The sequence below is a fragment of the Mucilaginibacter sp. P2_A4 genome (assembly GCF_056405015.1).
The window spans coordinates 466,032-479,607 of the sequence record NZ_JBFUCX010000004.1 but is presented as its reverse complement, the minus strand read 5'-3'; the positions used below and the strand labels follow the sequence as shown (position 1 = coordinate 479,607).

Here is a 13,576-nt window from a genome sequence, read left to right as displayed (position 1 = left end):
AGCTGATGCTATCCTGGACAGAATCGTGCATGATGCGCACCGGATCGAATTGAAGGGAGAATCTATGAGGAAGAAACGGAATACCGGAGCAGAAACAACCTCTCAGGAATATTAACTACTTTTGTTAACGCTTTTATAGCATTTGCTGCATACTCCACGTCAGCGAAACCCCTGGTCAGTTTGGCCCGGAATTACATGGTCATCATCCCCGGAACGCACAACACCTATTTTACTATTTTAACCATATTTTTAAGCCTTATAAACTGGTAAATCAGTACGTATTTATCCCTTATATCAATGTTATTTAGGCTTAAACTGATCGCTGACTTTATAAATAAGTAGCTAAATAGATGATGAACAGGATTGCCAAGAAACCATATCTTAGCGATATGAACTTGCCTTATCAACCCGATTTACCAATTCACTTATTAGCGGCTACTTTTAATAAAACGTCTGCTACCTATAAATTCTATTGGTTTCTCGCCCTACTTAGCAAGGTTGAAAATGGTTTAACCACTATCAGTAAGAAAGATTTATTTGTTGAAATGGTTGCACATTCTTGGTTTACCGTTAATTACTTTCATGTTTCGTTTGGTAAACAGGATAAGCTTCAATACGCGATTGAACGAATAAAAGCTATCGAAGGATTGACTATTGATGCAAACAGAGATAAGATCGTTCAACTGCTTTCAAGCAGCACTAACAAGGAAACTATTAAAGAACTTCAATATTTCAATAGTGAGGTACCACATCGGTTTTTAAGTCCATGGTTTAAAGCTGATGATATGAATTTAGCTTACATACTCTCGCAATCATTTACAAATAACTGTCTTTACGCTCTACATAAAGACTATATCGAGATAAATCCTGTATGGACATCTTATTTACAAAGGAATGCTCGATTACTGAAAGATTTCTGTTACTGGAACTTGGCGATGTACCTGCAAACCAAAAACCCTAACGTTCCTGACATTCCTAACAAATTGATTAAGCTACCCATACGTAAAGGGCTCAATGAGCAGCGTAAAAAGTATTGGGACGTAGTAATCAATGAACTCGGTAGCGTTGATTGCATTTACACAAATAAAGCGTTACACATTGGTGACTATGCTGTTGAACATTTTATCCCTTACGCTTTCGTTTCGCACGATCTGATTTGGAATTTGATACCCGCAGATAAATCATTTAACAGTACTAAGAGTGACAGGTTACCAATTCTTAACAATCACTTTACGCCGTTCTTCAATCTCCAAAAGGTGGCAATTGAAATAATAGGCAACAAGTTTCCCAACAGCAGATTCCTTGAAGAGTACCTAACGATATTTCCAGACCTGAATCCGACTTATTTTAATCATGATAAGTTCTTTGAGCAGATTCAACCGCTAGTTACCATTGCGAGTAACAACGGATTTGAGTTTCTGTCTTAAATAAAATGGGTAAACTAATATAAGAGAGCAAAGACATTTCTAGTTTAAATCATCCCAAACATGGTTGGTATCTATGTTTACTCGTTTATCAAACTCGTCCCTACTAAGTTTGCCCTCGCGAATACTTAATATTAATTTGTACACCTCTAAACTATTGTAAAGGCTATTATACGTCCTTTCATCGCTTAAATATTTATACCCCTGCTCTCTCATTTGATTAATAGACTTTTGAGTCTTGTAAATCAGATTGGCCAGGTCTTGTAAATTAGAATTTAGGTGAAATTCGAGTCCATCTAAGCTAAAAGTCAATTTATCTTCCATCGATCTAAGATACAAATGACATTCTTTAAGTGAATTATTAAAGTGAGACATTTTTGAATCCCGGGTATATAGTATCAGTTTCAAGATTTTGTCTCACTTGGATGTAGTCCTATTAAATGACTATACCGTTTATTTATAAAATTACAACATTGATAGTGATTCCCAGTATTGAGAATTGATGAAATAAATGATTACGTTTATAAACTAAACCCTAATCATATGAAACAAATAGTAATCCTTCTAATACTTGCTGCCGGATCGTTATTAAGTGCTACCAGCATAAAATCTTCCGAGAAACCTGTAAATAAAACCTTTGCTACGTGTAAAGGAGACAGCCCTTGTAGAGCATGTAAAAACTGCAAATACTGTAAACGCTGTGCTAAAGATGGTTTAACATGTGGGGTTTGTAAGAAATAAAAAGCATTTTCTTTTACTTAATTTTTTATAACATGTCTGATAAAGAAACGACCTCCTCAGAGGGCCAACCTCAATCGAATTTGACAAAAGCACTGTGGAATAAGATTGACATTCAAATCACAACCTTTTATGCGGCAACACGTTCAGAAAGGACTCAGATGGAAGTAGGCAAACTCATTAACCTACTCAACCCAATTAAAGCGCAAAAAAACAAAGGCTCCAGATGTAATTTAGCGCATATTGAATTGGTACTCCAACTTTTAGCAGCTGCACTTGATTCCCTGCTTTTACAGGAGCCTAACTTTTATTTAGCGCGCGAAACGCGAAGGGAATTACAAGACCTTGTTAAAGGCCGATGGCGGCTCACCAAATGGTTTAATGCTCGTCAACCATCTTCTAAGGTTTTGTGGGGTTTGGGAGTTACCCTTGCAATTATTATCGTTTTTCAATTCTTTATAAAAGATATTGCATCAGCTTCAAAACTAGATCAACAACATTTGAGCATAGTGATTTGGTTTGGCACAATTGGTAGCGTTGTTAGTCTTATGGTCAGACTGAATGATTTTTATTTAAATAGAGACGGAGCAACATCATTCTATTTTCTAACAGGTTGCTTTAAGCCTTTTCTTGGGATTTTCTTTGCGCTTTTTCTGTATGCCGTAATGAAATCATCGTTGCTTCCAATAAAAGAGGTTGAGGGAAAAGCTCTATTTGCAATTATGGTTCTATCTTTTTTAGCAGGTTTTAGTGAAAGATTTGCAAAAGATATAGCAGATAAAGCCGAAGGCTATGTTATTAATAAAGGCAATTAAAGACTTGTAAAGTCGCGGATATTTACTTTTCATAAGTAATTAGCAGAATATCTCTAACAACATTATTCGTAAAAATCTTTGGCTTAGTTATTAATAGGATCTTTCAATTATATGGAATCAACAAGGCTTGCATTAATAGCTAAACATTTGCATTTAGCATTAAAAGAATTAGATGAAGTCACTGAACTTTTTAATACTAGTAAATATGCTTTTAAAATGACCAATGAGTCTGTTTGGTTGTTTAATCAATTTAATCATGATTCAACTGTTGGTGAAGATATACCTTCCAAGATGTATACAAAATATACCAGACTTGCTAAAGAAGAAATTGATAGACAATTCATTACGTTAGGAAACCATTACGTTGTGATGTTATATGCTACGATGGAGGCAAATATCAAAAGAGTTATTGTGGAGCTGTTGAAGCAATTTAGCAATGTGGCAATGGAGATTCTTGAAAAATTGAAGTTACCAGGAAAAATACTTTTTCTTGATGAAGATGAACGATATGATATATTATTCTCTGAATACGAAAAGGCAATTGCTATTGGCTCTAATTATAGCGTAGACCGATTTGAGAAACTGTTAAAACCCTTTAATTTAGATGGCGCAGTGGATAAAAAGGTATCTAAATCTATTTTGGAATTAAGTCAGATAAGAAACGTTCTACTGCATAAAGCTGGACGAGTTGACAGCCATTTTTTAAAATTGGTACCATGGTTAAATTTAAAACTTAATGACAAGCTAATACTAGATGAACACTCTTTTTTCATTTACGATTCAGCAGTTAATGCTTATTTCTTAACAATTATGTTACGATTAGACATTTATAATGATGAGGGTAAAGAATTGCTTTCACAAAACTTGCAAAAATATTTAGTGAGATTGAATTAAAGAAAACGCTTATATAACAGATAAGATTGATGCTGGAATCGATTACAATCAATGATTCTACATGCCCGGCTATTCTAATACATTTATTAAAAGGAAGGTAAGGTAAGTAGATTATGTGATAAATCGTTAAAGCATACAATAATTTACCTTTTAAAGCAATAAGGTTGAAAGTCATTTTATCCTATCCTCAAAACATAATTTTATGCATTATACAATCTACTACACTTTAGTTGACAAGGGGTTATAATAGCCCTTTTTTGTAAAAACTGTAGTAACTCTATCCATCATTAACCAAGGCACCAAATTGAACTTTGAGCAATAGTATTTTCGAATAGTACCTATTAAAAAATAACTATGGCCAGTAAAAGATCTTACATTGAAAGAATTGACGTTATTTGTCCCGAACAAACCTTACAGATTTTGGTAGATCGGTGTTATGTGCATTGTCTATAAAACAGCCGTAGCAGAGCGTTCGGTCATCGCTGGACAGTGTAAGATATAATCGCGTTAAAGTAAATGAATAATAATTGGCATGAAAATTCTTCTTAGTATCAGGTAAAGGCGTTGAGGTTAAGAACAGGGCATAGTTTTTTTGTGTATCATTATTTTGCGGATAATCGGTATAATATCCCGCAGGATAAGCGTTAAAGCCAGATGAATTTGTACCCTGCTTATCGTCGTTATAAATTATATCCCAACCTGAAGTTGACTTTAATGCCAACGACTGCTCTAAAGATGCCACGAAGTTTCCGTCGAGATCTGTATTTTTAGTGAAATTGCTTAACAACTTATTATAATCGGACGCGGTGGGTATGCGCCATCCAGCCGGCAGTTGAACGCCAGCCAAGTCGGTAAGGGCAAAATATTTTTTGTAGTTGCTGTTGTTTACCCGAAAATTCCCCTCTTTACCTCCAGGGCCATTATAATTAACAGCCGTCCACTCCTGACTTCCAATAGTTACGGTGGGATAGATTTCTCCACGGATGGATATGGTAGAGGGAGTAGGCGTAGGTTGCGAGCTTTTTTTACAGGATATAAAAAGAACTAAGAATGGTAAAAACAAATACAGTTTGGATGTCATTTTATTTATAAAGCTAATATTTTTTTTATAAAAATAAGTTAAGAAGTGAATCAACAATCTCTTCCAATATTCAACTTTGCTACAGTTGATATTAAGGGTGTTAAGAACCCTTTTTTTAAAAAAGTGTAGCAGAAAATGCAGTTTCAATTTAGGATTTATATTAGGGCAAATAGTTTTTCTGGTTACATTTACCCTAAATCTTATCCACATATTTAATGAAGAACGCTGCCAGGTTTGCGACAATTGCTTTACTTTTTATTTCAAATACTATCTATGCACAAAAACTATATGTTTGGTGCCCCAAAGATCAGTTAATCACCCCAAGAAAGAATTTTCTTGAACATGACACTTTGGACGTCGTGATTTTTGATGGAAGATTGCTGACGAAAAATTCTAAAATAGAATGTACCTCAGAAAACACAGTTAACCGATTGGCTGAATTTATTAAAGCAACATATCCTTCAGCCGTAGTTAATTTATTGCCGTCGAATAACTATTATAAAGACCCGGTAAAAAATCATGTTACACTTAAAGTTGGAATTGCAGCTTATCAAGCAGCTTTTGGAGCTGACATTAAGGTAGGAATCGGAAGTATTGGTGGTAGCATTTCTTATGGTGTTATCCCCGAAGGAAAATGGAATGCACTTACGGCGTATGCTTTGAAGGTTTATGATTATAGAGGGAACAAGGAGGACAAGCATACAAAGGACATAAGTAAGATAGCATCTAAGCCCAATATGTTGGGTTACTCATCTGCAAAAAGTTGTCTTAATACCACTTATATGGAGGCAAATCAAGAGATGCTATTTTTCATTGACGAGTCACTCATGAAATAATATTAAAGAAAGAAGAGTGAGGAAATAATTATTCAGCAAAGTTAGGCGTGAGGTTGAACACATGGCAAGGAATTTCCGGCATAAACACAACCCTACTCACGACCTTACATTTATTCCGTTCCTCCTTGCATTTAGTTCAATCCATAAGCCTGCAGTGGCACCATAATTATTTATTCACTTAAACATTAAGAATTATGGAAAATCAAATGCTACAGGTTGCAGAGATTCAACTTACTTACAGACCGGTTATCAGACCACAGGACAGACTTAAAATCACATCAGCACACGAAGCTTATCGGTTACTATTGGAGTCCTGGGATAGTGGTAAAATTGAATTTATAGAGCAATTTAAATTGATGTTGCTTAACAGGAATAATAAAGTACTTGGTATTTATACAGTGAGTACAGGAGGTTTAGCAGGTTGTATAGTAGATATGAAGTTAGTATTTGCATCTGCATTATTAAGTTGTGCTTCAGCTATCATACTATCGCATAACCATCCATCGGGGAACTTAAAGCCGAGTGAACAGGATTTAATATTGACAAGGAGAGTAAGGGAAGCTGGGAAGGTATTGGAGATAGAAGTTCAAGATCATATCATCGTAGCAAAGGATGGTTATTACTCATTTGCAGATGAAGGTCATTTGTAAAAGGAAATCGTTAAATTAGCAAAACAGTTCATTAATTTATTAACACGGTTACTCTGTTTGTACATAGTTTGCGCAATCGAACAAATATGATGAAAATATGGCTTTTAGAATGAATAGAGAGGGATTTGGAATTGCTTGTAAGGCAGATGCTCTGAACCAGCTGAGCTAAACTCCCCTTTGTTTGTTATTTGCTTTTCAACAATAACGTTCCTTGTTTTGGGTCTGCAAATATAGAAGCTTTGATCTATTCTTCAAAAAATATTTTAAACTTTATATTAAACAGCTGTTTTTTAGGTTATTAAATTTTATCCGAACCCTTGGAGGGGCATCATTAAGGGCTTATTGTGCAATTTAACACTTAAAATCAAGGTAAATCTACATACCCGATTTTAATTATTTGATGCATTTAGCAGTTATAACTCCTCTTCATTAGCTTTCACAACCTCATATCTATCCAATGTTTTCTGCAACTGATCTTTAATTTGCTTTACCAAAATTCCTGGGGCCAATACTTTTACCTTGGAGCCGAATCCCAGCAGTTTTCGTTCCCGTTCAAAATTGAGGATCACCCGGATACTGAAGATCTTACCCGTTTCATCTTCGCTCAATAACTTTTAGGTAGCGTGCAGCGGTTTGGTAATTACATAAGGCGCATTTGTGACGAATTCTAATTTAAAAACTTGAGCCGTAGCCATATTATAAAGAAAATAATAACTAATAACAGCGGAACCATCGCTATTGCATTTTGCTTCTTTTTAGTATCTATCGATAATTTATAGGTCACAGGAATGCGATGTCGTTCGGCAATATGATTTAATACCTTACTACAAAAATCGTGGGCTTTGGTTTGGTTTAGCAGTACATATTCTTCACTGATTGAAAAATAAAATAAATTTTGGGGATCGGGATCAGCTTTTAAAATTACATATGCAATGGCTGTGGGAATATCCTGATGTCTCCCTCCACCATTTCCCATTTCAAATTGAAGCTCCAGGATATCGTCAACCTTAAAGCAAAGTTCCTTTTTCCCATCAGCTTTATAGCAAATATGCGTATCACCCAAAGTTATTTGCCAACGCTCTATATCAAAATGTCCAGGATAGCTGCATTTAATCAAGGTATCTTCTATAATAATTCTGCATCCATTATAACTTAACAGCATTTTATTAGCTAATATTTATTTTGAAGAATAAAGAAACTCCATGTTACAATAGTATATATTTTCAAATTATTTTTCACTGCGCAAATACACTGCGCAGATGCCATATTTCTTTGTATCATGAAAAGGGAATTAAATGCCGATAACCTCTCCCTTCAGGGGGCCGCGGGGCAAAAAGAAAAGGTCAGCAATAACGAATTAAAAGCTTTGGGTATTAACGATGTGGAAGTATTGATAAACTTTAGTAGGGTGGCTAATGGTTTGCTGAAGCATAACGTTATGAGCAAGCCCGAAATACTGGCCAATATGGAAGCGCTGATTGACGACCCGATGCCCTACGCCTTAAAGAAAGGCGGCAAGTTTAAAAACCTGGCCGAAGACGTGATCGCCCTGCGTAAGGAAGGCAAGTTTATTAAACAGGAACGCAGCAACTTTAAATTGAAAGAAGAGATTGCCGATTTCCCGGTGTGGGGATTGGAACATATTGAAGTGGGTGCCCTGGCACAAATGCGGACGGCCATACAATTACCTATTACCGTGGCGGGCGCCCTGATGCCCGATGCGCACCAGGGTTATGGCCTGCCTATCGGTGGTGTGCTGGCCACTACGGCCAATACCATTATCCCCTTTGCTGTGGGCGTGGATATTGCCTGCCGTATGTGTTTAAGCATTTTCGACCTGCCTGCCGAAACTATAGATACGGAAACCGACAAGCTGAAAAATATGCTGGAAAATCATACTTATTTTGGTATGGGATGCACCACCAAATCATATTTTGACAGTTCATTATTTGATAGCAAAACGTGGAACGAGACCAAGGTGATCCGCTCGTTGAAAGATAAAGCTTATGCGCAATTGGGTACCAGCGGTACAGGCAATCACTTTGTGGAATGGGGAGAGTTAACCATTGCGGACCATGTTTTAGACGGCATACCTGCCGGCAGGTACCTGGCCCTTTTATCCCACTCCGGCTCACGTGGTTTTGGGGGTAGCGTGGCCGATCATTATAGCAAAATAGCCATGACCAAAACCAAGCTTCCTCCCGAAGCCAAACATCTGGCCTGGTTAGATCTGGATAAGGACGAAGGGCAGGAGTACTGGATAGCCATGAACCTGGCCGGCGAATACGCCAGCGCCAACCACCACGAAATCCATAACAAAATTGCCCGTGCGCTTAATCACAAGCCAATGATGATGATTGAGAATCACCACAATTTTGCCTGGAAAGAGCAACTGGCTAACGGTACCGAAGTGATGGTTCACCGTAAAGGAGCAACCCCGGCCGGCAAGGGTGTATTAGGTATCATTCCCGGCAGCATGAGTACACCCGGCTTTGTGGTGCGCGGTAGGGGTGATGAATCATCCATCAACTCTGCCAGCCACGGTGCGGGCCGGTTGATGAGCCGTAGCGCGGCTTTTAAAACATTGGATAAAGCAGCAATTGCGGCTAACCTGGTTGATAAACGCATCACCCTGATGGGTAGCGATATGGACGAAGCGCCAATGGCTTATAAAGATATCCACGCTGTAATGGCCGCGCAGGAAAGCCTGGTGGAAGTACTGGCTAAGTTTGAGCCGAGGATTGTAAGGATGGCGGATGCGAGGGAGAGGCCGGAGGATTAGTTTTCCGGCTCGTATCTTTATTAGCGTACGGGTTTATTTTGTATTTAATTAAAATATAGCTATCATCGTTACCTATTATCCAACTGAAATAGATAAACCTAAAAAAATCACATGACAACAATTTCCTTTATTAACATGAAAGGTGGCGTCGGCAAAACGACTTCGGTGGTAGAAATTGCTGCTTTATTAGCTACTGAACATAAAAAGTCTGTTTTAGTAATTGATTTAGATCCGCAAACAAATGCTACACTCTCCTTTATATCTTTTATTGAATGGGAAAAAATTAAAGACACTGGAACCATTGCTGATGTTTTAGGAATGAATAAAGGCGTTTCGTCAAGAAATGATGATTTTGACATCAATAATGCTATACTCGCTAATGTAGGTGGGATAAAAAATCTAGACCTAATCCCTTCGCATCTTGAACTAACATTTTTGGATTTAGATTTAGGCTCTGCACCAGCGCGCGAATATATATTGCAAAGTCAACTTAAAAATGCAAAAAAGCAATATGATTTTATACTTATTGATTGCCCACCAAATTTGACCCTAGCGCCACAAAATGCATTAATCGTAAGTGATTATATAATGGTGCCGGTAGTGCCGGAAGTATTCGCTGCTATTGGTCTACCATTACTTATTAATCGTGTTAATTCCTTAAAAAAGAGACTACCTAATTGTGATGTTGAATTTCTAGGCGTCTTTTTTACAAAAGTAAAACGAGGAACTAACCTACACACCCAGCAAATGGATGCTGTCAGAAAATTAAACACCAAGGAAAAACTTCATACATTTAACACCGTGATTCCTGAAACGGTTAGAATAAGCGAAGCTGTTGCTAGGAACACACCAGCGGTTATTTTGAACAAACATCATGCTGGTCCTGAAGCGTATAGGAATTTAGTTAAAGAAATTTTAAGCAGAGTTTAACATGTCAGAAAATATCATTACTAAACTGGAAGATATTTTAAGGGAAATCTCTTTTTATGAAAAAAAGGGATTTGACGCATCGTCTCTCAAAATATTTGTAAAAAACTTTAAGGAGTATTTAAAAGTAACCGGGCAAACAAATTTGATTGGTAACCCTGTTAAAAACACAACAGATAAAAAAATATCGAAGAAAAAATCTTTATCTAGAAATATACCATTAGATGATGAGATGACTTTCGATAACAAATTAAAAATCATTCAGACTTTTCTCGAAGACACGAAGGCATTTCCCACTATTAAAGAGGTAATTGATTTTGCTAACGTTAAATTAAGTCTTGAATTTAAAGATCAAAAGGAGTCAAGGGAAGTAACAATATCGCGCATAATAACACGAATTAGAACCAAGCCAGAACTAAAAGAAACATTAAAAATAGCGGTACTTTCCATAAGGAACGAAAAGATCCACAACGTTAGACCGCGTACAAAAAAGGATTTAATAAGTGCAGAAACTTTTAGTAAATGGGCAGAGATTATTAAAAATATTTAAAGGTGGACATACGAATATTGACAGAAGCAAAAAAAGACATTCCCTTGTACTTTGAAGATTTTAAAAAGTTTTGGGACTTAACAACGGTTGAATTTAACGATAAAGATTTGACAGATTGCTATGCATCTACATTACTGTTTAAAAATTGGCTTATCTCTTTCAACCATATCGGTATAAAAAACCTAGACGATATTTTAAAAGAGCTCCACGAGGATATAAATGCATCCTTTTTCAGGGCATATTTTGGAAATTACCGGTCAGCACATATGCATTTAAGAAGTGTTATTGAACTCAGTTTACAACTAATCTATTTTCACCAGCATGAAGTAGAATATCACCAATGGCGGGAAGCTGAATTTCGGATAAAACATGAAGAACTTACAAACTATTTAAAAAAACACCCAAGTTTGAAATTTCCTGAAAGCATTAATCTCGTTGATGAAATAACAAAAAATTGGAAGATTTTTTCAAAGCATATACATGCAGAAGCCCCCAAATATTTTCAAACTACTTTAAAATCATCTTTAACAAAAAAAATATCTAAAGCTGACTTTGGTGTTTGGAAAAGCAATTTTCTAAAAACTTCTTATCAGGTTAATAAACTATTACTATTCTTCTTTAAAAATAGACTTAACTACTTTCCGTCGGCGAATAGGGAAATAATTCTCCGAAACATGAAAAAAAATGATCTGAATTTATTGGGGATTAAGACCGCTTAGACTTTGGCAATTTAGTATGAAAGAACGTTTAACTATTGACAGTATTCATAATGGTTATCTTAAAGGGAAAGCAGATACAAAAGGCTGGGCTCTGTGCATCGGTGCAGGTGTATCTCAGCCAATCTTTCCAGATTGGAAATCTCTAGTCAAAAATCTTATCTTAAAAGACCCTAACTTAAAAGATATAAATTCCATAAATGAGATATTGGCCTCATTTAGCTTGGATGCGTTAATCCAAAGCTATTCACAGCTTTTTAAATTAAATGAGAATGAGGCCACAAAACAATTGTCGGAAGAGTTATACAAAAAAATTCAATTAGGAACTACTTCAGAAGAATGGGATGCAGTGTGTAATATTTTTACGAATATAAATGCGAACAGACAAAGAGATAATATTTGGATTGAATTTATAAAGGTTCGTGAACGGCTTTTTAAAAATACTAGTTCCTATGGCCTCGCTAAATCAATAGTTAAATCATTTAAAGACAAAGTGGCTCCTTCTGCAATATTATCGTTTAATGCAGAGCCCTTATTATATGCTTTAGTCAATTCCTTTCAAAGGGAAACATTTATCGGGAAAGTAAAAAAGAAGAATGATGTAACAGAATTAATGGATTTAATAACAATTAGCCTTTCATCAAAGTGCAAAGGAAGAATACCTTATTATTTTTGCCATGGTGCATTGTTGTCATACTTAACTTCAAAAAAAGATATTAGATTACAAAGTACTTCGAAGCTCGTATTTTCTGAAAGTAGCTATTTGCAAATTGCTAACACTTCATTCTCCTGGCAATCAGTGAACTTTTTGAATATCTGTTCGAGCAATGTTGTGATTTTTGCGGGAGTATCGCTAACCGATCCAAATATGAGAAAATGGTTGTCATGGATACAAAGTGAAAGATCAAGTCTTTTACCAAAGGATGAGGACAGTACACAACACTTTTGGATTAATAAAAAACCCGAATTTGAAGATACTATGCATTGGACCGAAGCCGCCGTTTCTCATTTAGGTGTAAGAGTAATATGGATTAATGAATGGAACGAGTTAGAAATAGTATTAAATAAGCTATTAGGTCTATAATAATTTTATTTATAAACTGCCCCACCATCTGGCGCGAGTATGCAGCCCTGGCCTAAAAGGTGGAGTACTCGTGACCTTTTTTTATATAATACAAATTTTTTTGGATAAATGACGGGACTCGAACCCTACCCCCCCCTAATTGGCGCGAGTATGCCGGACCATGCTTTACGATGGGGTGCCTCGTGACTTGCGGAGCCTGTTTAATTAACATCTTACAGGCTGCGCTGATGCTTCAACAGGCAAGCGTTTGGTCACGAGTACGCCACCTTTTAGGCCAGGGCTGCATACTCGCGCCAATTGAAGGCTTCCGGAAACGAGAGATGTTTGCGGATGCTCGCCCAGATCAAGAGTTAATTAATTGACAGCGTTGTCATAAATGTATTTTTGCATATTATAATCATCAGGATATTCCTTACGCGCTTTTTGTTTAGCAGAAACATTTGTGGCACGTTGCATATAATCTTTAGCAATAGATTGCTGGTCATACACATATTTTTGCATCGAATAATCGTCGGAATATTGTTTGATTGCAAAACGTTTTAACTCCATATCAACCACAATTTTCATATAGGCTTTATCTATTTTTTGCTTATCATACACATAATTCTGCATACTGTAATCATCAGGATATTGATTTTCGGCAAAAAGTTTAAGCTCTGCATCAGTTACGCGGGCCATGTAATTATACCCTTTTTTCTGCTGGTCATATACATACTGCTGCATGCTGGCATCGTTAGGGTATTGACTTTTTGCAATTGACCAAAGTTTTTCGTCTATGTTTTGAGCAAAAGCAGACGAACAAAATAAAATAGCGATTATAAACGCAAGGATAGGTTTCATTGTAATTAATTATAATTTTGAACTGATAAAAATAGGAATAAAAACAATTATTGCAATAGGGTGAATGTAGGTGCTTGCCTGTGCTGTCTTTGCCGACAGAAGTTTATCACCCAAACTGGCGCGAGGATGCAGCCCTGGCCTGGCGCGAGGATGAAGACTTAGGCAAAACAAAAAGGCTTTTAGCGCCGCCAGAAATCACAGCTATTGAGATAGTTAACGTTTTATTCTATCTTTAATTC

General features: G+C 36.5%; 16 protein-coding genes. 12 read left to right on the top strand and 4 right to left on the bottom strand.

The annotated features are described in order from the left end of the window. The 4 genes from AC1DYB_RS11060 to AC1DYB_RS11045 all read left to right on the top strand — a co-directional run. A partial coding sequence (locus AC1DYB_RS11060) for an ATP-binding protein (RefSeq protein WP_477434859.1) occupies window positions 1-115 on the top strand: 115 nt, incomplete at its 5' end. Between the two features lie 235 nt (window positions 116-350). Then, on the top strand, window positions 351-1,427 hold the full coding sequence (locus AC1DYB_RS11055; RefSeq protein ID WP_477434853.1) for an HNH endonuclease domain-containing protein: 1,077 nt from the start codon (window positions 351-353) through the stop codon (window positions 1,425-1,427). A 770-nt stretch (window positions 1,428-2,197) separates the two neighbouring features. Beyond that, window positions 2,198-2,977 carry a hypothetical protein gene (locus AC1DYB_RS11050; protein WP_477434851.1) on the top strand — a complete coding sequence of 260 codons (780 nt, stop codon included), beginning with the start codon at window positions 2,198-2,200 and terminating at the stop codon, window positions 2,975-2,977. A gap of 111 nt (window positions 2,978-3,088) precedes the next feature. Further along, entirely contained in the window at window positions 3,089-3,871 is a 783-nt protein-coding gene (locus AC1DYB_RS11045; RefSeq protein WP_477434849.1) for a hypothetical protein, read from the top strand. Window positions 3,872-4,262: 391 nt separating this feature from the next. Here the strand turns inward: AC1DYB_RS11045 and AC1DYB_RS11040 are convergent, their stop codons facing one another. After that, the gene (locus tag AC1DYB_RS11040) at window positions 4,263-4,952 is read right to left on the bottom strand and encodes an FISUMP domain-containing protein (protein ID WP_477434847.1); all 690 of its coding nucleotides are present in this window, start codon (window positions 4,950-4,952) and stop codon (window positions 4,263-4,265) included. Window positions 4,953-5,167: 215 nt separating this feature from the next. Between AC1DYB_RS11040 and AC1DYB_RS11035 the strand changes: the two genes are divergently transcribed. Then, entirely contained in the window at window positions 5,168-5,788 is a 621-nt protein-coding gene (locus AC1DYB_RS11035) for a hypothetical protein (RefSeq protein WP_477434845.1), read from the top strand. 194 nt (window positions 5,789-5,982) lie between these two features. Further along, window positions 5,983-6,438: a JAB domain-containing protein gene (locus tag AC1DYB_RS11030; RefSeq protein WP_477434843.1), complete on the top strand. Its 456-nt coding sequence runs from the start codon at window positions 5,983-5,985 to the stop codon at window positions 6,436-6,438. 413 nt (window positions 6,439-6,851) lie between these two features. Here AC1DYB_RS11030 and AC1DYB_RS11025 read toward each other — a convergent pair whose 3' ends face one another. Both AC1DYB_RS11025 and AC1DYB_RS11020 read right to left on the bottom strand, forming a co-directional pair. Beyond that, window positions 6,852-7,046, bottom strand: a complete 195-nt coding sequence (locus tag AC1DYB_RS11025) for a WCX domain-containing protein (protein WP_477434841.1) — start codon at window positions 7,044-7,046, stop codon at window positions 6,852-6,854. A gap of 59 nt (window positions 7,047-7,105) precedes the next feature. Continuing rightward, window positions 7,106-7,600: a hypothetical protein gene (locus tag AC1DYB_RS11020; RefSeq protein ID WP_477434839.1), complete on the bottom strand. Its 495-nt coding sequence runs from the start codon at window positions 7,598-7,600 to the stop codon at window positions 7,106-7,108. A 117-nt stretch (window positions 7,601-7,717) separates the two neighbouring features. Between AC1DYB_RS11020 and AC1DYB_RS11015 the strand changes: the two genes are divergently transcribed. The 5 genes from AC1DYB_RS11015 to AC1DYB_RS10995 all read left to right on the top strand — a co-directional run bounded on the left by AC1DYB_RS11015 (window position 7,718) and on the right by AC1DYB_RS10995 (window position 12,497). After that, window positions 7,718-9,220 (top strand): RtcB family protein, encoded by a 1,503-nt coding sequence (locus AC1DYB_RS11015; RefSeq protein ID WP_477434837.1) that lies wholly within the window; start codon window positions 7,718-7,720, stop codon window positions 9,218-9,220. 111 nt (window positions 9,221-9,331) lie between these two features. After that, a complete protein-coding gene (locus AC1DYB_RS11010; protein ID WP_477434835.1) occupies window positions 9,332-10,150 on the top strand; it encodes a ParA family protein in 819 nt (272 codons plus the stop codon). A gap of 1 nt (window position 10,151) precedes the next feature. Further along, window positions 10,152-10,697 carry a hypothetical protein gene (locus AC1DYB_RS11005; protein WP_477434833.1) on the top strand — a complete coding sequence of 182 codons (546 nt, stop codon included), beginning with the start codon at window positions 10,152-10,154 and terminating at the stop codon, window positions 10,695-10,697. 2 nt (window positions 10,698-10,699) lie between these two features. Beyond that, window positions 10,700-11,416 (top strand): hypothetical protein, encoded by a 717-nt coding sequence (locus AC1DYB_RS11000; RefSeq protein WP_477434831.1) that lies wholly within the window; start codon window positions 10,700-10,702, stop codon window positions 11,414-11,416. A 16-nt stretch (window positions 11,417-11,432) separates the two neighbouring features. Beyond that, window positions 11,433-12,497, top strand: coding sequence for an SIR2 family protein (locus tag AC1DYB_RS10995; protein ID WP_477434829.1), 1,065 nt, complete (start codon window positions 11,433-11,435; stop codon window positions 12,495-12,497). A gap of 354 nt (window positions 12,498-12,851) precedes the next feature. Here AC1DYB_RS10995 and AC1DYB_RS10990 read toward each other — a convergent pair whose 3' ends face one another. Beyond that, on the bottom strand, window positions 12,852-13,337 hold the full coding sequence (locus tag AC1DYB_RS10990; protein WP_477390704.1) for a hypothetical protein: 486 nt from the start codon (window positions 13,335-13,337) through the stop codon (window positions 12,852-12,854). Between the two features lie 89 nt (window positions 13,338-13,426). On the opposite strand from AC1DYB_RS10990, the gene AC1DYB_RS10985 reads away from it, so the two are divergent. Next, complete coding sequence (locus AC1DYB_RS10985; protein WP_477434827.1) at window positions 13,427-13,573, top strand: hypothetical protein; 147 nt, start codon at window positions 13,427-13,429, stop codon at window positions 13,571-13,573. Window positions 13,574-13,576 lie beyond the last annotated feature (3 nt).